Raw genomic sequence first — 20,344 nt, 5'->3', positions numbered from 1 at the left:
CCGACTTTCGTGAAGCCATCCGGCGATGACCGGCGCGAAGCAAAATTCGAAGCCGGACCCGACCCCAAGGCGATGTAACAATGAGGTCCTGCGCTACGTGCTGCAAGGCCTCGGGGTTAGAAAAAGTCAAATCCATCAGGATCGGGCGGTTGCAGGCGATTTTATTCTGTGGAGCACGCCCCGGCGCGTCAATTCGATGCACGTCGGCGTGAGGGAAAGGCGCGCAAACGCGTGCGGTCGTGATCGCCCAATTTGTTCGCACTTGCGTCAAGATTGTGAGGGCGCTGCGCTTCGGACGCCGGCCGCCAGCGTTGCCAAAAATGATTCAATTGCGGGGCAGGATTTACGAATGTTGCAGCGGACTCGTCGCGCGCTGGCCGGACGGTGCGCGCGGTCAACTTTCTGTGCCGATGTGGCCTATTTCGCCGGTTTTCGGCAAAGTTTCTTGCGATGCAGCGCAGCCCGTTTTAGGGTGCGCGGCCCGCTCAAATCGCGAATCCGGGCCTTCGCGACCCATCAGAATCCCACAGGAGAACATGATGCCGTTTCTGTCCGCTGCGCTTGACCGTGTGAAGCCGTCCGCGACCATCGCGGTCACGGATAAAGCACGTCAGCTCAAAGCCGCGGGCCGCAACGTCATCGGCCTTGGCGCAGGCGAGCCGGATTTCGACACGCCCGCCAACATCAAGCTGGCGGCGATCCACGCCATCGAGGCCGGCAAGACCAAGTACACCGCGGTGGACGGCATTCCCGAACTGAAAGAGGCGATCATCGCCAAGTTTCAGCGCGAGAACGGCCTGACCTACAAGCCGAACCAGATCACGGTCGGCACCGGCGGCAAGCAGGTGCTGTACAACGCGCTGATGGCGACGCTCAACCCGGGCGACGAGGTCATCATTCCTGCGCCGTACTGGGTGAGCTACCCGGAGATGGTGGCGCTGGCCGGCGGCACCTCGGTGCCTGTGGTCTGCACCGCGGAGTTCGGTTTCAAGCTGCAGCCGGCAGCGCTCGAAGCCGCGATCACGCCGAAGACCAAGTGGATCATCCTGTGCTCGCCGTCGAACCCGACGGGGGCTGCCTACAAGCGCGCCGAACTGAAGGCGATCACCGACGTGCTGATGAAGCATCCGCATGTCTGGGTGATGACCGACGACATGTACGAGCACCTTGTCTACGACGACTTCGAGTTCACCACCCCGGCGCAGGTCGAGCCGAAACTGTTCGACCGCACGCTGACGGTGAACGGCGTCTCGAAAGCTTACTGCATGACCGGCTGGCGCATCGGCTATGCGGGCGGCCCGCAGCAGCTGATCTCCGCGATGGCGACCATCCAGTCGCAATCGACGTCGAACCCGTCGTCGATCGCGCAGTGGGCCGCTGTCGAGGCGCTGAACGGGACGCAGGATTTCATCCCCGCGAACAACGCCGTGTTCAAGGAGCGCCGCGACCTTGTGGTGGCGATGCTGAATCAGGCGACGGGCATTTCGTGCCCGCGGCCGGAAGGCGCGTTCTATGTTTATCCGTCCTGTGCCGGGACCATCGGCAAGACCGCGCCGTCGGGCAAAAAGCTCGCGACCGATGAAGATTTCGTGACCGAGCTTCTGGAAACGGAAGGCGTCGCGGTGGTGCAGGGATCGGCGTTCGGGCTCGGCCCGGCATTCCGCATTTCCTACGCCACGAAAACCTCGGATCTCGAGGAAGCCTGCAAGCGCATCCAGCGTTTCTGTGGAAACCTGCGCTAACAAGCTAACAAAACGTCATCCATGATGACGGCATTTTGAAAGCAAATAAGGGAAGCGCCTTGTTTTCGCCACGGCGCTTCCCTTTTGTCCGGCGGCCAAATCACAAGCCAATAGCCGGAGTTCAAATCCATGCGTCTTCCATCACTTCTCGGTGTCGCTTTCGCGGCCCTCGTCGCTTCTTTCGCCACGGCCAACGCCCAGCAGCAGGGCGTGCGCGTCGGCGTGCTTGAATGCCGCGGCGGTCAGAACGTCGGCATGGTCGTTGCGTCCAACACCACGTTGCAGTGCGTTTACCGCGGCGAAGGCCGCCGGCCGGAGCCCTATCTGGCCCATGTCTCGCGCTTTGGCGTCGACCTCGGCGTCACCGAGAACACCAGCCTCGCGTGGGCGGTGCATGCCCCGACCCAGCGGATCGGCCGCGGCGATCTCGCCGGCAGCTACGGCGGCGTCGGCGGCAACGTCTCGTTCGGCCTCGGCGGCGGCGGCAACCTCCTGTGGGGCGGCTCGCAGAACTCCTTCGCGCTTCAGCCGCTCAGCCTGCAGGGCCAGACCGGCGTCAACGTGACCGGCGGCGTCGTCGGCCTCGATCTTGAACCGGTCGGCTATCAGCGCCAGTACAAGAAGAAGCGTCATCATCGCCGCCATCGCTAAGCTGGCGAATGAGATGGAAAGGCCCGCCCCGGCGGGCCTTTTTCTTTGCGTTAAGCCTTTGAAAAAGAATGTGCCGCTGAAACGCTGCGGACTTGCGAACCACTACACTGGTATGACTAGATGCGCTGATCTTTCGTGCCTTATTTCAAATCGTCGGTTCATTTCGCGACATTCAGCCGGAGAGACCCCTATGCGCCGCCTTTCGACTTTGCTGTCCGTTGCCGCAGCCGGACTCGTTGCAGCATCCATTCTCGCCCACGCGCAGTCGGGAAGCACCCAGGTCGGTGTGCTGGAATGCCGTGGCGGGCCGAACATCGGCATGATCGTCGGATCGGTCACCAATCTCGGCTGCGTCTTCCGTTCGCAGGGCCGTCCGGACGATCTCTACACCGCGCGGATCACCAAGGTCGGCGTTGATCTCGGCATCACCACCGAGACCGCGCTGTCCTGGGCGGTGTTCGCGCCGACCGTGCAGTTCGGTCCCGGCGATCTGTCGGGCAATTATGGCGGCGTCGGCGCCAGCGCCGCGGTTGTTGCCGGTGTCGGCGGCAACGCCCTGATCGGCGGTTCGCAGAATTCCTTCGCCTTGCAGCCGCTGAGCGTTCAGGGCCAGACCGGACTGAGCGTCGCCGGCGGCGTGCAGAGCCTGGAGCTTCGGCCGGGCCGGTTCTGATCGCAAATAAACTCAAGTGCATCGAAGCCCGCTGGAAACGGCGGGCTTTTTTATAGGTGTTCACGATGCTGCGCAGCGGCATGGTTCCCGCTTGCCAACCGCGCCGCTCCTTGAGACGATCATGGCGCCGACCCGCATGAGCGCATTCCGCAGAAGTGAAACGGAGCGAGCGGACTGCGCGCAGCATTGAAGTGAGAGCGTTCCGGCGGCGACCGGATTTGCACTTCGCCGGGACAGCTTGAAGCGGGCCGTGCTCCATGAGGAGACGGCAATGGGACAAGACGCGACAGGGCAAGACAACCTGAGAAGTCCCCGCGGTCCCCGGTGCATTGCGCTGGTGGGCCCTTTTCAGAGTGGCAAGACCACATTACTCGAAGCGATCCTGGCCCGGACCGGGGCCATTCCCAAAGCAGGCACCATCGAGGCGTGCAACACCGTCGGGGACCAGTCTCCGCCGGCGCGCCACCATCGCATGAGCGTGGGTCTGACGGCCGCGACCACGACGTTCATGGGTGACACCTATACGTTTATTGATTGTCCCGGCTCCGTCGAATTCGCGCATGACATGCGCGCGGCGCTGCCGGCGGTCGATGCCGCGGTCATCGTGTGCGAGGCTGACGAGCGCAAGCTGCCGCAGTTGCAACTCATCATGCGAGAACTGGAAGATCTGGGCATTCCGCGCTTCCTGTTTCTCAACAAGATCGACAAGGCCAACAAGCGCATCCGCGAAACGCTCGCGACCCTGCAGCCGGCGTCGCGCACGCCGCTGGTGCTTCGCCAGATTCCGATCTGGAAGGGCGATCTCATCGCAGGCTTCGTCGATCTCGCGCTGGAGCGCGCGTTTGTTTATCGCGAGCACATGCCGTCCGAGGTGATCGATCTCGAGCCCGGCGATCTCGACCGCGAGAAGGAAGCACGGCTCTCCATGCTGGAGAAGCTGGCCGATCACGACGACCGCCTGCTCGAACAGTTGCTCGAAGACATTCCGCCGCCGCGCGATGCGGTGTTCGACGATCTCGCCAGCGAGTTGCGCCAGGGCCAGATTTGTCCCGTGCTGCTCGGCTGCGCCACGCGCGAGAACGGCGTGCTGCGGCTGATGAAGGCGCTGCGCCATGAAGCGCCCAATGTGACCGCGACGGCAAAACGTCTTGGTGTGTCCGACGAAAAGAGCGCGCTGGCTTACGTAATGAAGACCACGCATCTCCAGCACGGCGGCAAGCTCTCGCTCGCGCGTGTGCTGCTCGGACAGATCGCCGACGGCGACACGATGCTGTCGTCCGGCGGCGGAACGGGACGGGTCTCCGGGATCGTCGCGCCGAATGGCGGGAGCGATGCCAAGCGCGCGTCGGCAACGGCGGGCGATACGGTTTCGCTCGGCAAGCTGGATTCGGTCAGGACCGGCGAGACACTGGGTAACGGCAAGACCGCGCCCGCCGCGCTGGTGGAGGTTGCGACGGCTGCGCCGGTGCTGGCGACCGCGCTCGCGGCGACGGATCGCAAGGACGACGTCAAGCTCGGTCAGGCGCTGGCACGCCTCGTCGAGGAAGATCCGTCGCTCAGCGTCGTGCACAACCCGCTCACCCATGAAATGGTGTTGTGGGGGCAGGGCGAGATGCATCTGCGGGTCGCGGTGGAGGGCCTGAAGGACCGCTTCGGCGTCAGCGTCAAACAGCATGCGCCGCCGGTCGGCTATCAGGAAACCATCCGCAAGACGATTACGCAGCGCGGGCGTCACAAGAAGCAATCCGGCGGCCACGGCCAGTTCGGCGATGTGGTGCTCGTCATCAAGCCGTTGCCGCGCGGCAGCGGTTACGTTTTCACCGAGAAGATCGTCGGCGGCGCGGTGCCGAAGAATTACATCGGCGCGGTTGAAGAGGGCGCGGGCGACGGCCTCGCGCGCGGGCCGCTCGGCTTCCCGGTGATCGATGTCGAGGTGACGCTGACCGATGGCTCCTACCACAGCGTCGATTCGTCGGATCAGGCGTTCCGCACGGCTGCGCGCATCGGCGTCACCGAGGCGCTGCCGCAATGTGCTCCCGTGCTGCTCGAGCCGATCCATGTGGTGGAAATCGTCTGTCCGACCGATGCGACCGCGAAGATCAACTCGATCCTGTCCGGGCGGCGTGGACAGATTCTCGGCTTCGACACGCGCGTCGGCTGGAGCGGTTGGGATCTGGTGCGCGCGATGATGCCGGAGGCCGAAATCGGCGATCTGATCGTCGAGGTGCGCTCGGCGACGGCCGGCGCCGGGGGCTTCACCCGGCAGTTCGACCATATGTCCGAAGTGACCGGCCGGGCGGCCGACCAGATCATCGCCGCGCACCGCGCGGCGGCATAGGCTGACCTCGAAGATTCGCTTCTAATGTGAGTGCAAAGCGGTCTCTGGTGATGTATTATACATCACTGAGACCGTTTTTTACTTGCATTCTGGTCGTTCAAGATGGAATTTTGGCATTGATCACATCATCACAGATGCGGGCGGCTCGCGCACTTCTGGGTCTCGACCAAAAGACGCTTGCCGACATGGCCGGTGTGTCGCTTCCGACCATCCAGCGGATGGAAGCCAGCGGCGGCAATGTGCGGGGCATCGTGGACTCGCTGACCAAGGTGGTCGATGCGCTGAATCGTGCGGGCGTCGACCTGATCGGTGACGGCGCGCGAAGCGAGGGCGGCGGACGCGGCGTGCGTCTGAGAGAGCCGCCTCCGGGGCGCGTGGAACAGGAGTGAGGCCGGCGATGCGCCGGCGAACACAACGCGGCGATGCCGCGTGAGACGCAGGCGCAGGACACATGGACGCCAAGCACTTGGACGCCAAGCATTTGGACGCATCGAGCGCGCAGTCGAAGCCGCAGCCGACATTCGCCGAACTGTTCACGCCGAAGTTCGTCACGGTCTGGCGCGAGGGATATGGGCTCGATGCTTTCCGCGCCGACGTGGTCGCGGGCCTGACCGTCGCCATCGTCGCGCTGCCGCTGTCGATGGCGATCGCGATCGCCTCCGGCACCACACCTGACCGGGGGCTCTACGCCGCCATCTTCGGCGGCTTTGTCGTTTCGCTGCTGGGCGGCAGCCGCTTCCAGATAGGCGGCCCCGCCGGCGCATTCATCGTGCTCGTTGCGGCGTCGGTCGCGCGCCACGGCATCGACGGTGTGCTGCTGGCGACAATGATCGCAGGATTGATTCTCGTCGTCGCCGGTTTCCTGCGGCTCGGCACCTACATCAAGTTCATTCCCTATCCCGTGACGGTGGGATTCACCGCCGGCATCGCGGTCATCATCTTCGCAAGTCAGATCCACGATCTGCTTGGCGTCACGCTCGCGGGCAAGGAGCCGGGCGAACTGATTCCGAAGCTTGCGGCATTGGCGGGCGCCATCGGCACCACGAATGCTGCGGCGGTTGCGGTTTCGGTCGTGACAATCGCCATCATCGCGGGCTTGCGGAAACTGCGGCCGACATGGCCGGGGATGCTGATCGCCGTCATCGTCACCGGCGTGGTCGCGGCGCTGCTGTCGCTGCCGGTGGAAACCATCGGCACGCGGTTCGGCGGCATTCCGCAATCGTTTCCGATGCCGTCGTTTCCCGCCGTCACGCTGGCGAAAGTCCAGGCCGTGCTGCCCGATGCGATGGCTTTCGCGCTGCTCGGCGCCATCGAGTCGCTGTTGTCCGCCGTCGTCGCCGACGGCATGACGGGCCGCCGTCATCGCTCCAACAGCGAACTGGTGGCGCAGGGCTTCGCCAATATGAGTTCGGCGCTGTTCGGCGGCATCTGCGTGACCGGCACCATCGCGCGCACCGCGACCAATGTTCGCGCCGGCGCGCGGGGCCCGATCGCGGGAATGCTGCATTCGCTGTTCCTGCTGGCGTTCATGCTGCTGGCGGCACCCCTGGCGAGTTACATTCCGCTGGCGACACTCGCCGGGGTGCTCGCCGTTGTGGCGTGGAACATGGCGGAGAAGCACGAGTTCGCCACGCTGCTCCGGACATCATGGGGCGACGCGGTGGTGCTGCTCGCGACATTCCTGCTCACGGTGTTCCGCGATCTTACCGAGGGTATCGTGGTCGGCTTCGCGCTGGGCGCGCTGTTGTTCATTCATCGCATGTCGCTGGTCACCGGCATTGACCGTTACGCGCCGCTCGCCGTGGACGACAAGGCGGATACGGCAAACGGCGACCGCAAACGCTACGATCCGGCGCTCGCGTCCGATCCCGACATCATGGTCTATCGCATTACCGGCGCGTTCTTCTTCGGCGCGGTTGCAGCCGTGGCGTCGGTGCTCGATCGCATTTCCGGCTACAAGGCGCTGGTGATCGACTTCAAGGACGTGCCGCTGCTGGATTCCACAGCCGCCAACGCCATCGCCCAGATTGCGCTCAAGGCGCGGCGTCAGGGTGTGCGAGTGTTCATCACCGGCGCGTCGCCGGACGTGCGGCGAACGCTGCTGTCCTATGGCGCGCGGCCGCCGCAGGCAAAATACCGGTCCGACATCGCGAGCGCCGTCGCGGAGATCAAGCGGCTGGATCAAGCGATTGACAGCGCCGGGCGTCGCGTGATTTGACCCGACAGCTTACACCGTTTGGTGTATGCCGATCAGGTCGAACCGGAGCCTTCATGAGCAACTCTCCCGCCGCGTGTCTGATCGGCTGGCCTGCGGCGCATTCGCGTTCGCCGCTGATTCACAAATTCTGGCTGAAAGTCTTCGAGATCGACGGCGATTATCGCATCGAGGCAGTGGAGCCTGCGGCATTCGCGGACTTCATCGGCGGTCTCAAGGCGCGCGGTTATCGCGGCGCCAATGTCACGATCCCGCACAAGGAGCAGGCGCTGGCCCTGTCGTCGCCCGATGCGCGGGCGCGCGCGGTTGGTGCTGCCAACACGCTCTATTTTCACGGCGAGGAATTACGTTCGACCAATACCGATGTCGAAGGCTTCATCAACAATCTGGATGCCAGTGCGCCGGGCTGGGACAGCGCGGAAGACGTGCTGGTCCTGGGTGCAGGTGGATCGTCTCGCGCGGTGATCTTCGGATTGATCGAGCGCGGCATCAAGCGCGTGCATCTCGCGAACAGGACGGCGTCGCGCACGCAGTTGCTGGCCGATCAGTTCGGTGCGCAAGTGCAGCCGCTGGCATGGGACGCGATCGACACCGTGTTGCCGCGCGCGGGATTGCTGGTGAACACCACCTCGCTCGGCATGAAGGGCCAGCCGCCGCTCGCCGTCGACGTGACGCTGCTTCCGTCTTCTGCCACCGTCGCCGATCTGGTTTATGTGCCGCTTGAAACGGATTTGCTGAAAGCTGCAAAAGCGCGTGGCCTTAAAACCGCCGACGGCCTCGGGATGCTGCTGCATCAGGCCGTGCGCGGCTTTGAACTGTGGTTCGGCAAACGTCCTGCCGTGACGCCGGAACTGCGAGCGTTGGTCGAGGCGGATTTGACGAAGTGAGGATGAAACAGTCGTGAACAGAACCGGAAAATTCATCGTGCTTGCGGCGCTCGCGCTGGTGATCTTCAGCGCCTACACCGTCTATCAAGGCGCGCAGGGCTTCAATCCGGCCTCGATCGATGATGTGAAGAAACGGATGCAGGCCGACTTCGCCGCGAAGAATATCACCGTGACGGAGATTACCATGCTTCGGCGCGGCCCGCGGGAACTTGCGGGCTCCGTGAAACTGAAAGCGCCGGGCTCGGACGAAATTCAGCAGAAGAATTGCACCGCGACCATGGCCGAGGACAAGGTCACCACATCGTGGAGTTGTCAGTAACACCTGCGTGACGGACGGAAATATTCCGGCTGCGCGAGCGTAGATCATGTTGGGGCCCTCCGGAGAGACCAACATGACCGTCAATCGCCTTGCTTCGCTGCGCGTTGCTGCCATATCCGCGCTGCTTCTGTCGTCGTCCTATGCTTTCGCGCAACAATCCCCGACCAGTTCCACGACGCGCGTGCGCGGAACCGTTGAAAGCCTTGAAGGCGAAACACTGCATGTCAAATCGCGCGAAGGCGCGGATGTGACGCTTCACTTGCCGATGAGCGCCGGCGTGGCGGGCGTTGCGAAAATGTCGCTCGCCGACGTCAAGGTCGGCTCTTACATCGGTGTCACGTCGGTGCCGGATTCCGACGGCAGCCAGAAGGCCGTCGAGGTCCATGTGTTCCCGGAAGCCATGCGGGGCACCGGCGACGGTACGCGGCCGTGGGATTTGAAGCCGAACAGCAGCATGACCAACGGCGCGGTCGATGAGCGCACCGTCGCCGGAAATGACGGCCACACGCTGACGGTGAAATACAAGGGCGGCGAGCGCAAAGTTCTGGTGACGCCGGAGACGCAGGTCGTGACCTATGTTCCCGCCGCGCGTTCCGACATCAAGGCGGGCACGCCGGTGTTCGCGATCGCGACCAAAAAGCCGGACGGCACGCTCGATGTCGCGCGCCTCAGCGTCGGCCGCGACGGCGTTTCGCCGCCGATGTGATCGGGACATAAGCCGTCATTGCGAGGAGCACGGCGGCGAAGCAATCCAGTTCTTGTTTTCTGGATTGCTTCGCGGCGCTGGCAACGACGTTAGTTCTTCGGGCTGCTCACCGCGTTGGTTTGCATGTAGTCCGTCAGCACGCGGCGGTCGATCTCGTCGATGCGGTTGATGCCGCACAGCCCCATCGTCGTGCTCAGCTCCTTGCCGATCACGTCAAGCGCCGTGGCGACGCCGGCCTGTCCTCCGGCGCCGAGGCCGTAGATATAGGCGCGGCCGATCATGCAGGACTTCGCGCCGAGCGCGAGCGCGCGCATCACATCCTGTCCCGAACGAATTCCGCCGTCGAACATGATCTCGGTCTGCGAGCCGACATCCTGCACGATGTCCGGCAGCACCGAGATCGACGACGGCGCGCCGTCGAGCTGACGCCCGCCGTGGTTCGAGACCACGATCGCTTCCGCGCCGGTCTTCGCGGCGAGGCGCGCGTCGGCGACATCGAGGATGCCCTTGATGATGAGCTTGCCTGGCCAGATGCTGCGGATCCACTCGACGTCTTTCCAGTTCAGCGTGGTGTCGAACTGCGAGGCGACCCATTCCGACACCGAGCCGAGATCGTGCGTCCCCGAGACGTGGCCGGCGATGTTGCCGAAATTCCGGCTCTTGCCTTTCAGGATACCGGACACCCAGCCCGGCTTGGTGGCGAAGTCGACAATGTTCTTCAACGTCAGCAATCGCGGCGGCACCGACAGGCCGTTCTTGATGTCCGCGTGGCGCTGCCCCAGCACCTGAAGATCGACGGTCAGCACCAGCGCGCTGCACTTCGCGGCGATGGCGCGTTCGATGAGTGACTTCGCGAAACCGCGGTCCTTCATGACGTACAACTGAAACCAGAACGGCTTGTCGACATTCGCCGCGACATCTTCAATTGAACAGATCGACATGGTCGAAAGCGTGTAGGGAATGCCGAGCGCCTGCGCTGCGCGGCAGGCGTAAATCTCGCCGTCGCCATACTGCATGCCGGTCGAGCCGACAGGCGCGAGAATCAGGGGCATCGCCGCAGGTTCGCCGAGAATGGTGGTGTTCAACTCACGCTTGGAGACGTCCACCAGAATGCGCTGGCGAAACTTGATCTTCTCCAGGTCGCTGACATTGGCGCGCAGCGTGTCTTCCGAATAGGAGCCGCGGTCCACGTAGTCGAAGAAAGCCCTCGGCACGCGACGCTTGTGGATCTGCCGCAGGTCTTCGATGCAGGTAATGTTCTTCATTGGACGCGTCCTCGGGTCATTGCATTCTTGATTTCAGCGATCATCTATCATGGTTGAGGCGCGTGCAAATAGCCGCTGCACCGTGGAGAGGCTCATGAGCAATAAAACCTCCAGTCCCAAATCAGCTAAAGCAGCCAAGGAGGCGGAAGCCGAGAAGCGCAAGCTGGATGATGAATTGGACGAAGCCCTGCGCGACACCTTTCCTGCCTCCGACCCGGTCAAGCTGACCCAGCCCGATCCGCACGTCGAGCCCGATCCCAAGGAGTCGAGGGATTGAAGGCCCTCGCGCCCCGGAACATGGGCTCTTTCCAGACGTTGTCCCTGTGAACCAGACAGGAGAGACAAATGGCCGATACAGGCACCAAGGCGCGGGACCATAAAATCGGGGATCAGGGCAAGGACGAGAAGGGCTCCAAGGCCCACAAGGACAAACTCGACGATGCCCTGAATAAGGGCCTCGAAGAATCGTTTCCCGGGTCGGACCCGGTGAGTGTGACCCAGCCTCCGCCGTCCAAGCACGATGAAGACATCAAGCGGAAAAGCTGAAACACGCAGTGTTTCGCGTGGATTTCTGAAAAATACCTTCTTGTTCAACAAGATAGATGCCGTTGCCTATTCCGGGCGGCGGTAATGATTCATCATATTTTTTGAAGGATTGCAGGCCGCAGAGGCTTTATAATCAGCTTCGCGCTACATTGGGGCGCTCGCCAGAGCCACGCAGGTCCTTATCGGCGCCTGCCCGGAGACTCGGCGAAGCAGGGGAATTCATGGCTCGCAAGTACTTCGGCACCGACGGCATCCGCGGCCGCGCCAACAGTCTCATTACGCCCGAACTGGCCCTCAAGGTCGGTCAGGCGGCAGGGCTGGTTTTCCAGCGCGGCGAGCATCGTCATCGCGTGGTGATCGGCAAGGACACGCGGTTGTCCGGCTACATGATCGAGAACGCGATGGTGGCGGGTTTCACCTCGGTCGGCATGGACGTGCTGCTGCTCGGCCCGATGCCGACGCCGGCCGTCGCGATGCTGACCAAGTCCATGCGCGCCGATCTCGGCGTGATGATTTCCGCCTCGCACAACCTGTTCGACGACAACGGCATCAAGCTGTTTGGGCCCGCCGGATTCAAGCTGTCTGACGACGTCGAGGCGCAGATCGAACTGCTGATGGACGACAATCTCGACAAGCGGCTTGCGGAGAGCGCCAGTCTCGGACGCGCGCGCCGCATCGACGGCGTCCACGACCGTTACATCGAATTCGCCAAGCGCACGCTGCCGCGTGATCTCAGCCTGGACGGGCTGCGCGTCGTGGTCGATTGCGCCAATGGCGCGGCCTACAAGGTGGTGCCGGAAGCACTTTGGGAATTGGGCGCGGACGTCATTTCCATCGGCGTCGAGCCGGATGGCTTCAACATCAACAAGGATTGCGGTTCGACCTCGCCGGAAGCGCTGTCGCGCAAGGTGCGCGAGATGCGCGCCGACATCGGCATTGCGCTCGACGGTGACGCCGACCGCGTCATCATCATCGACGAGCGCGGTCATGTGGTAGATGGCGACCAGTTGCTGGCCGTCATCGCGCAAAGCTGGAAGGACGACGGGCGTCTCGCAAAGCCGGGCATCGTCGCCACGGTCATGTCTAATCTCGGGCTCGAGCGTTACCTCAAGGATATCGGCATCGAGCTGCTGCGCACGCCGGTCGGCGATCGCTACGTGCTCGAGCAGATGTTGAAGGGCGGCTACAATCTCGGCGGCGAGCCGTCGGGCCATATCATCATGTCGGACTTCGCCACCACCGGCGACGGCTTTGTCGCAGCGTTGCAGGTTCTCGCTGTTGTGAAAAAGCTCGGCCGGCCGGTGTCGGAGGTCTGCCATCGCTTCGAGCCGATGCCGCAAATTCTCAAGAACGTGCGCTACCGCACTGGCAAGCCGCTCGACAATCCGCAGGTCAAATCCGCGATCGTCGATGCCGAGAAGCGCCTGAACGGAAGCGGCCGCCTGCTGATCCGGCCCAGCGGCACCGAGCCGGTCATTCGCGTGATGGGTGAGGGCGACAACCGCGATCTCGTCGAGGAAGCGGTGGACATGATCGTGTCGGCGCTCGGAACGGCGTCGGCTGCGGCCTGATCCCTTTTTCACCTCTCCCCGTTCACGGGGAGAGGGAGTGCATCCGCAGCGACGTCGGATTTCCGGTCGTCTCGGCCTGCGCCGGACGGCCAAGAAACTCGCAGTCTGGCCAATCCGGCACATCAGCCATGGGTAATCGTGTCTGGCGACCTCGCCGCCGAATTTGTATTTCAGGCGCATTCGTTTTGAAGTTTGCCGGGAAACTGCCGTGAACAAGCCCGTTATCCTGTCTGAAGACACCCTTGCCGCGCCGATCGTTGTGGACGAGCCGCCGAAAGCTGTCGCGGCTGCGCCCGCTTTCGCCGTCATCGGTGCCATCAGCGTCTCGCATCTGCTGAACGATCTGATGCAGTCGCTGATCCCGTCGGTCTATCCGATCCTCAAGGACAACTACGCGCTCGACTTCAGCCAGATCGGGTTCATTACGCTGGCTTTCATGTTCACGTCGTCGCTGCTTCAGCCGGTGATCGGCGCGTACACCGACAAGCATCCGAAGCCGTTCTCGCTGGCGCTCGGCATGGGCTTCACCTTCGCGGGTCTGATCCTGCTCAGCGTCGCGCATCACTACTGGGTTATCCTGCTCGCGGCCGCATTGGTCGGCACCGGCTCGGCGGTGTTCCATCCGGAATCCTCGCGCATCGCGCGGATGGCGTCGGGCGGCCGGGTCGGAATGGCGCAATCGGTGTTTCAGGTCGGCGGCAATTTTGGCAGCGCCATCGGTCCGGTGCTGGCGGCGCTGATCGTCGTGCCGTTCGGGCAGGGTAGCATCGCATGGTTCTCGCTGGTGGCCGCGCTCGCCATCGTCATTCTCTGGCAGATCGGCCGCTGGTACAAGCCGCGCGTCGCGCAGCGCAAGAGCGCGTATGCAGTCGCGGGAGAGGAACGCTCGTCGGCGCGCACCCTTGTCGCGCTGACGGTGTTGATGGTGCTGCTGTTCTCCAAGGCGTTCTACACCGCGAGCATCGGCAGCTATTACACGTTTTTCCTGATCCAGAAATTCGGCATCACCACGCAGGCGTCGCAGATCTATCTGTTCCTGTTCCTCGGCGCGAGCGCGGTCGGCGTGTTCTTCGGCGGCCCGCTGGGCGATCGCTTCGGCCGCAAATACGTCATCTGGTTCTCGATCATCGGGGCGCTGCCGTTCACGCTCGCGCTGCCCTATGTCGGCCTGTTCTCCAGCGCGGTGCTGAGCATCCTGATCGGATTCATCATCTCGTCGGCGACGCCCGCGATCATCGTCTATGCCCAGGAACTGATGCCGCATCGTCTCGGCATGATCTCCGGGTTGTTCTACGGCATGGCGTTCGGGTTCGGCGGCGTCGGCGCCGCGGTGCTGGGCCAGATCGCGGACTGGAAGGGCATCGACTTCGTCTATCAGATCTGCGCATTCCTCCCGGCGATCGGGTTGCTCGCGATCTTCCTGCCGCAGATCAAGCGCAGCAAGCTCTGACGTTTTTCGTCATTGCGAGCGAAGCGAAGCATCCAGTTTCCCACATCAAGGAATGGATTGCTTCGTTGCAAACTCTCCTTGCAATGACGAACGGCCGTCCGCGCCGTGGCCGCTTGCGTCAGGATTCCTGACCTGATTTCCATCAATGCATCGTTAGGATTTGCGGCGGGTTTGCGGCGCGCGGCGCCGCGCGCGTTAGGAAAACGTTTACTGCCTCGCTTAACGCCGATTAAATTTCACGGTTAAAAATTAGGGTTAAGTGCGGCTTAAACATTTGGTGCCATCGTCCGCTACGAGTTTTGTAAGTGAGGCCGTTCGCCTCATTGGACACGAGGACTGGACCAATGCGTACCCTGAAGAATCTGATCGCCGTTGGCGCGGCGACTTTGATGTCGACGGCAGCTCTCGCTGCAGATCTCCCGCCGCCTCCGCCGATGTATGTTCCGCCACCGGTCGAGGATTTCGGCGGCTGGTATCTGCGCGGCGACATCGGCATCAGCAATCAGAAGGTCAAGCGCCTCAACAATGCGCTCGATGCGACACTGCTCAGCCAGACCCAGCGTCTCGGGTTCGACAGCGCCGGCATCTTCGGCCTCGGCGCCGGTTATCGCTTCAACAACTGGTTCCGCATGGACGTCACGGGTGAGTATCGCGCCGGTGCGACCTTCTCGGGTCTCGACCTGAACACCTTCTCCGACGGGGGACTTCTCGCCAATGGCGCCGATAACTATCGCGCCATCAAGTCCGAGTGGCTGTTCATGGGCAACGCCTACGCCGATCTCGGCACATGGTGGTGCATCACGCCGTTCGTCGGTGTCGGTATCGGTACCGCACGCGTGCAGATCGCGAATTTCACCGATCAGGGTTTGACGGTTGGTGGAACGACACCCGGACCGAGTTCGGCTTATGCAGATACAGCATCGCGCTGGAATTTCGCCTGGGCCGTCCACGCCGGTCTCGCCTACCAGATCACGCCGAGCATGACGATGGAACTGGCTTACCGTTACCTCGATATGGGCGACGGCATCACCGGAGACATCCGGGCGTATGACGGCACCAACAACATCTACAATCCGATGACGTTCAAGCACATCACGTCGCACGATCTGAAACTCGGCGTGCGCTGGGCGATCGATCCGGCGCCGGCTTATCTACCTCCGATGCTGCCGCCGCTGATCCGCAAGGGCTGATCCGACTCCAGACGACCTCGACGTCTCTCCAGACGAATTTCACGGCGCGGATTTTTCCGCGCCGTTTTCTTTTTCGCGGAAAGCGCGGCGACAACGAATGATTAAGGTTAACGCGGCATGATCGAACACAGTTAAGCGTTTATGACGGAGTTTCTGTGATGCGTCGGATTGTGTTGGCGATGATGATTGCCGCAAGCGTGCAAGGCGCGCAGGCTGCCGACTTTCCCGATCTTCCGATCCTGCGCGGCATGCTGCGCGATAGTCCGCGCACCACGCGATGGCAGGGCTTCTATGTCGGTGGGCAGGTTGGGTATGGCTCAGCCGACATGAATTTTGCGGGGTCCAACAACGCGCTGATTGGTAAAGCGCTCGGTCCGAATAACATCCTTCTGGATACCGTGTTGTCGGTCTCGGAAGCGCAGAGCAAGGTCAACCTGCATCAAACGGCGGTCGGCGGCTTTGTCGGCTACAACGGTCAGTGGGATGATGTCGTTCTCGGTGTCGAAGCCAACTACATGCATGGCAAGTTCACAGGAGCGTCAACGGTTGCGCCTGTTCCGCTGACTTATGTCACGCCATTCTCTGATGGCCTTTATCATACCATCGGGCTGAATTCATCGCGATCCATTTCCATTACGGACATGGGCACCATTCGGGGTCGTGCCGGTTACGCGATCGGTAATTTCCTTCCGTATGTTTTCGGTGGCCTCGCGCTAGGAAACGCAAACATCACAAACAATGTGGTGGTGACTGACAGGTCGGGCGCGACGTTTCTCACCGCTTCAAGCGGTCCTCTTATAACTTATACGGCAGCCGATGGAATCAGCGGCAAGATGCTTTACGGCTATACAGCGGGTCTTGGTACCGAAGCGATGCTGTTCGGCGGTCTATTTGCGCGAGCGGAGTGGGAGTATATTCGTTTCGTCAACGCCGGGGGCGACGTCAGCATCAACACCGTGCGCGGCGGCGTCGGCTACCGGTTCTGATCCGGCCGCCATCTGAAATTCATTCTTGCGGCTCTTGTCGTTGACACGGGCCGTTTTGCCTGTTGGGCTGGCGGCGCAGGGAAAGGCGGCGCACATGAAAATCTATGGCGACCTGAAATCCGGCAATTGCCTGAAGGTGAAGTGGGTCTGCGACAAGCTCTCGCGGCGCTACACCTGGGTTGAGATCGACACCATGAAGAGCGAGAGCCGCACGCCGGAGTTCCTGAAACTCAACGGCGCGGGACAGGTGCCGGTGCTCGAACTCGACGACGGGCGCACGCTCGCGCAATCCAACGCCATCATCCGCTATCTGGCGCGGGGAACCGATCTCATCCCGGCGGAGGCCTTTCTGGCCGCGAAAATGGACGAGTGGCTGTTCTGGGAACAGTACAACCATGAGCCGTACATCGCCGTGTGTCGTTTCCAGATGGTCTATCTCGGCAAGTCGCTGGGTGATCTCGATCCGGAAAAGGTCAAGCGGGGATACAGCGCATTGGCGCTGATGGAGCATGAGCTGAAGCAGCGGCGTTTCTTTGTCGGCGAGGCGCTGTCGCTCGCGGACGTGTCGCTGCTGGCCTACACCCGCATCGCCCACGAGGGCGGCTTTCATCTCGACGGCTATGATGCGGTCAAGCGGTGGATTGTGGAGTCCGAAGAGGCGCTGGGGCTCTAAGCCGTTCCTTCTCCCCGTAAAACCCGGGAGAGGGAGCCGCCTAGTCGCGGCGGTCCCCGTCCGCATCCCAGCTTTGTGATTTTCGCCCGGCGAAGTTCCTTGACGAAAACCCCAACCTTCCATATTGACGGCGGCGGGACACCTCCCCCCAACGGGAGGCTAGCTATCTGGAAGGATAGAGAATGACTGTAGCGAAGCCCGGCTCAAAGCCGAACGTGCCGCATTTCTCCTCTGGCCCCTGCGCCAAGCGCCCCGGCTGGAACCCCCAAAATCTCAAGGACGCAGCCCTCGGCCGTTCGCATCGCGCGAAGGTCGGCAAGGCCAAGCTCAAGCTCGCGATCGATCTGACGCGCGAAGTGCTTGAGGTGCCCGCCGACTACAAGATCGGCATTGTGCCAGCGTCCGACACCGGCGCCGTCGAGATGGCGCTGTGGTCGCTGCTCGGGCCGCGCCCGGTCACCACCATCGCGTGGGAATCCTTCGGCGAAGGCTGGGTCAGCGACATCGTCAAGGAATTGAAGCTCAAGGACGTCGTCAAGCTCCATGCGGGCTATGGCGAGATCCCGGACCTGTCGAAGGCCGACAAGAACTCGGACATCGTGTTCACCTGGAACGGCACCACCTCCGGCGTGCGGGTTCCGAACGCCGACTGGATCGCGGCCGATCGCGAAGGCCTGACCATCTGCGACGCGACCTCCGCCGCATTCGCGCAGCCGCTCGATTGGCCGAAGCTCGATGTCGTGACCTTCTCCTGGCAGAAGGCGCTCGGCGGCGAGGCCGCGCACGGCATGCTCATTCTCTCGCCGCGCGCCGTCGCGCGCCTCGAGAACTACACGCCGCCGTGGCCGCTGCCGAAGATCTTCCGCATGACCAAGGGCGGCAAGCTCAACGCCGGCATCTTCGAGGGCGAAACCATCAACACGCCGTCGATGCTGTGCGTCGAGGATTATCTCGATGCGCTGAACTGGGCGAAGTCCGCCGGCGGCCTCAAGGGCCTGATTGCGCGCGCCGACGCCAACACCAAGGTGCTCGCCGACTGGAAGGCGAAGACGCCATGGGTGGATTTTCTCGCCAGGGATGCGGCGATCCGCTCCAACACCTCAGTGTGCATGAAGGTGATCGACCCGGCGATCACGTCGCTCTCCGCCGACGCGCAGGCCGACTTCGCGAAGAAGCTGGTCGCAGCCGTCGAGAAGGAAGGCGCGGGTTACGATTTCGCGCATTATCGCGATGCCCCCGCGGGTCTTCGCATCTGGTGCGGCGCGACTGTCGAGGCGAAGGATGTCGAGATCCTCACCCGGTGGATCGACTGGGCCTTCGCCGAGACCAAAGCCTCGCTCGCCAAGGCGGCGTAGCTCTCTTTCACCTCTCCCCGTTTACGGGGAGAGGTCGACCGCAAAGCGGTCGGGTGAGGGGCTTCTTCATCAGTTTGAAATGCCCCTCACCCCGACCCTCTCCCCGCAGGCGGAGAGAGGGAGCAGCGTCAGCCACAAATTCTCATTCAGAGCGTTCTGCTCCATTCAGGATCACATCAATGTCCAAACCCAAAGTTCTCATTTCCGACGCGCTGTCTCCCGCCGCCGTGCAGATCTTCAAGGATCGCGGCATCGACGTCGATTTCCAGCCGGATCTCGGCAAGGACAAGGACAAGCTCGCCGAAATCATCGGCAACTATGACGGCCTCGCCATCCGCTCCGCCACCAAGGCGACCGCGAAGATCCTCGAGAAGGCGACCCGCCTGAAGGTGATCGGCCGCGCCGGCATCGGCGTCGACAATGTCGAGATTCCCGCGGCCACGGCCAAGGGCATCATCGTGATGAACACGCCGTTCGGAAATTCGATCACCACCGCCGAGCACGCGATTACGCTCATGCTGGCGCTGGCCCGCGAAATCCCGGCCGCCGACGCCTCGACCCAGGCCGGCAAGTGGGAGAAGAACCGCTTCATGGGCGTCGAGATCACCGGCAAGACGCTGGGCGTCATCGGCGCCGGCAACATCGGTTCGATCGTCGCCGATCGCGCGCTTGGGCTGCGCATGAAGGTCATCGCGTTCGATCCGTTCCTGTCGCCGGAGCGCGCCAAGGACATCGGCGTCGAGAAGGTCGAGCTTGAGGATCTGTTCAAGCGCGCCGACTTCATCACGCTGCACACGCCGCTGACCGACAAGACCAAAAACATCATTGATGCGGTCTCGCTCGCCAAGATGAAGAAGGGCGTGCGCATCATCAACTGCGCGCGCGGTGGTCTGGTGGACGAGGCGGCGCTGGTCGATGCGCTGAATTCCAAGCAGGTCGCTGGCGCAGCCTTCGACGTGTTCGTCGAGGAGCCGGCCAAGTCCAACGTGCTGTTCGGTCATCCCAATGTCATCTGCACGCCGCATCTCGGCGCCTCCACCACGGAAGCGCAGGAAAACGTCGCGCTGCAGGTCGCCGAACAGATGTCCGATTACCTGCTGACCGGCGCGATCTCCAACGCCGTCAACTTCCCATCGATCACGGCGGAAGAAGCGCCGAAGCTAAAGCCGTTCATTGAACTGGCGGAAAAGCTCGGCTCGTTCGCGGGCCAACTGACCGAGAGCGGCATCGCCAAGGTCACGATCACCTATGAAGGCGTGGTCGCGGACATGAAGATCAAGGCGTTGACCTCAGCGGCGCTGACCGGGCTGTTGCGTCCGATGCTGGGTGACGTCAACGTGGTATCCGCGCCGGTGGTGGCAAAGGAGCGCGGCATGGTCGTGGACGAGGTGACCCGTGCCGCGCGGAGCGACTATGAAAGCCTGATCACGGTCACCGTCGCGACCGAACGGCAGGAGCGGTCGGTGTCCGGCACGGTCTATCACGACGGCAAGCCGCGTCTGGTCGACATCAAGGGTATCCGCGTCGATGCCGAGTTCGGCAAGTCGATGATCTACATCACCAACGAGGACAAGCCGGGCTTCATCGGCAAGTTCGCCTCGCTGCTCGGCGATGCCAAGATCAACATCGCGACGTTCCATCTCGGCCGCAACGAACAGGGCGGCGACGCCATCGCGCTGGTCGAGGTCGATGGCGCGGTGCCGGCCGATGTCCTCGCCAAGGTGTCGGCGTTGCCGCAGGTCAAGCAGGCCAAGGCACTGAAGTTCTAAGGCTTTGA

General features: G+C 62.6%; 19 protein-coding genes. 18 read left to right on the top strand and 1 reads right to left on the bottom strand.

The window, feature by feature from the left end; genetic code table 11:
- Nucleotides 1-539: 539 nt before the first annotated feature.
- The 9 genes from AC1RKJ_RS09190 to AC1RKJ_RS09150 all read left to right on the top strand — a co-directional run bounded on the left by AC1RKJ_RS09190 (nt 540) and on the right by AC1RKJ_RS09150 (nt 9,531).
- Entirely contained in the window at nt 540-1,742 is a 1,203-nt protein-coding gene (locus tag AC1RKJ_RS09190) for a pyridoxal phosphate-dependent aminotransferase (protein WP_492792689.1), read from the top strand.
- A 129-nt stretch (nt 1,743-1,871) separates the two neighbouring features.
- Nucleotides 1,872-2,393: a DUF992 domain-containing protein gene (locus tag AC1RKJ_RS09185; RefSeq protein ID WP_492790759.1), complete on the top strand. Its 522-nt coding sequence runs from the start codon at nt 1,872-1,874 to the stop codon at nt 2,391-2,393.
- 190 nt (nt 2,394-2,583) lie between these two features.
- Nucleotides 2,584-3,066 carry a DUF992 domain-containing protein gene (locus AC1RKJ_RS09180; RefSeq protein WP_492790758.1) on the top strand — a complete coding sequence of 161 codons (483 nt, stop codon included), beginning with the start codon at nt 2,584-2,586 and terminating at the stop codon, nt 3,064-3,066.
- A 271-nt stretch (nt 3,067-3,337) separates the two neighbouring features.
- Nucleotides 3,338-5,404: an elongation factor G gene (locus AC1RKJ_RS09175; protein WP_492790757.1), complete on the top strand. Its 2,067-nt coding sequence runs from the start codon at nt 3,338-3,340 to the stop codon at nt 5,402-5,404.
- Between the two features lie 116 nt (nt 5,405-5,520).
- Nucleotides 5,521-5,793, top strand: coding sequence for a helix-turn-helix domain-containing protein (locus AC1RKJ_RS09170; protein WP_492790756.1), 273 nt, complete (start codon nt 5,521-5,523; stop codon nt 5,791-5,793).
- 62 nt (nt 5,794-5,855) lie between these two features.
- Nucleotides 5,856-7,622 (top strand): SulP family inorganic anion transporter, encoded by a 1,767-nt coding sequence (locus tag AC1RKJ_RS09165; protein ID WP_492790755.1) that lies wholly within the window; start codon nt 5,856-5,858, stop codon nt 7,620-7,622.
- 53 nt (nt 7,623-7,675) lie between these two features.
- Nucleotides 7,676-8,506 (top strand): shikimate dehydrogenase, encoded by an 831-nt coding sequence (locus AC1RKJ_RS09160; protein ID WP_492790754.1) that lies wholly within the window; start codon nt 7,676-7,678, stop codon nt 8,504-8,506.
- Between the two features lie 13 nt (nt 8,507-8,519).
- The gene (locus tag AC1RKJ_RS09155) at nt 8,520-8,825 is read left to right on the top strand and encodes a hypothetical protein (protein ID WP_492790753.1); all 306 of its coding nucleotides are present in this window, start codon (nt 8,520-8,522) and stop codon (nt 8,823-8,825) included.
- Nucleotides 8,826-8,898: 73 nt separating this feature from the next.
- Nucleotides 8,899-9,531 (top strand): single stranded DNA-binding domain-containing protein, encoded by a 633-nt coding sequence (locus tag AC1RKJ_RS09150; protein ID WP_492790752.1) that lies wholly within the window; start codon nt 8,899-8,901, stop codon nt 9,529-9,531.
- A gap of 89 nt (nt 9,532-9,620) precedes the next feature.
- Here the strand turns inward: AC1RKJ_RS09150 and AC1RKJ_RS09145 are convergent, their stop codons facing one another.
- Nucleotides 9,621-10,796, bottom strand: coding sequence for an alpha-hydroxy acid oxidase (locus AC1RKJ_RS09145; protein ID WP_492790751.1), 1,176 nt, complete (start codon nt 10,794-10,796; stop codon nt 9,621-9,623).
- A gap of 94 nt (nt 10,797-10,890) precedes the next feature.
- Here AC1RKJ_RS09145 and AC1RKJ_RS09140 point away from each other — a divergent pair, with 94 nt between their 5' ends.
- From AC1RKJ_RS09140 to serA, 9 genes are all read left to right on the top strand, one after another.
- Nucleotides 10,891-11,073 (top strand): hypothetical protein, encoded by a 183-nt coding sequence (locus AC1RKJ_RS09140; RefSeq protein WP_492790750.1) that lies wholly within the window; start codon nt 10,891-10,893, stop codon nt 11,071-11,073.
- Nucleotides 11,074-11,141: 68 nt separating this feature from the next.
- Complete coding sequence (locus AC1RKJ_RS09135; RefSeq protein ID WP_492790749.1) at nt 11,142-11,342, top strand: hypothetical protein; 201 nt, start codon at nt 11,142-11,144, stop codon at nt 11,340-11,342.
- 221 nt (nt 11,343-11,563) lie between these two features.
- Entirely contained in the window at nt 11,564-12,913 is a 1,350-nt protein-coding gene (glmM, locus tag AC1RKJ_RS09130; protein WP_492790748.1) for a phosphoglucosamine mutase, read from the top strand.
- 208 nt (nt 12,914-13,121) lie between these two features.
- On the top strand, nt 13,122-14,363 hold the full coding sequence (locus tag AC1RKJ_RS09125) for an MFS transporter (RefSeq protein ID WP_492790747.1): 1,242 nt from the start codon (nt 13,122-13,124) through the stop codon (nt 14,361-14,363).
- A gap of 344 nt (nt 14,364-14,707) precedes the next feature.
- The gene (locus AC1RKJ_RS09120; protein ID WP_492790746.1) at nt 14,708-15,553 is read left to right on the top strand and encodes an outer membrane protein; all 846 of its coding nucleotides are present in this window, start codon (nt 14,708-14,710) and stop codon (nt 15,551-15,553) included.
- 158 nt (nt 15,554-15,711) lie between these two features.
- Nucleotides 15,712-16,539, top strand: a complete 828-nt coding sequence (locus tag AC1RKJ_RS09115; protein ID WP_492790745.1) for an outer membrane protein — start codon at nt 15,712-15,714, stop codon at nt 16,537-16,539.
- Between the two features lie 94 nt (nt 16,540-16,633).
- Nucleotides 16,634-17,212: a glutathione S-transferase family protein gene (locus tag AC1RKJ_RS09110; protein ID WP_492790744.1), complete on the top strand. Its 579-nt coding sequence runs from the start codon at nt 16,634-16,636 to the stop codon at nt 17,210-17,212.
- Nucleotides 17,213-17,394: 182 nt separating this feature from the next.
- Nucleotides 17,395-18,567, top strand: coding sequence for a phosphoserine transaminase (locus tag AC1RKJ_RS09105; protein ID WP_492790743.1), 1,173 nt, complete (start codon nt 17,395-17,397; stop codon nt 18,565-18,567).
- A gap of 179 nt (nt 18,568-18,746) precedes the next feature.
- Entirely contained in the window at nt 18,747-20,336 is a 1,590-nt protein-coding gene (serA, locus tag AC1RKJ_RS09100) for a phosphoglycerate dehydrogenase (RefSeq protein ID WP_492790742.1), read from the top strand.
- The last annotated feature ends 8 nt before the right edge of the window (nt 20,337-20,344 follow it).

The organism is Afipia sp. GW822-FHT04G07 (genome assembly GCF_058800765.1).
The sequence above is the reverse complement of the archived record's forward strand: the minus strand, read 5'-3'. Positions and strand labels throughout refer to the sequence as shown.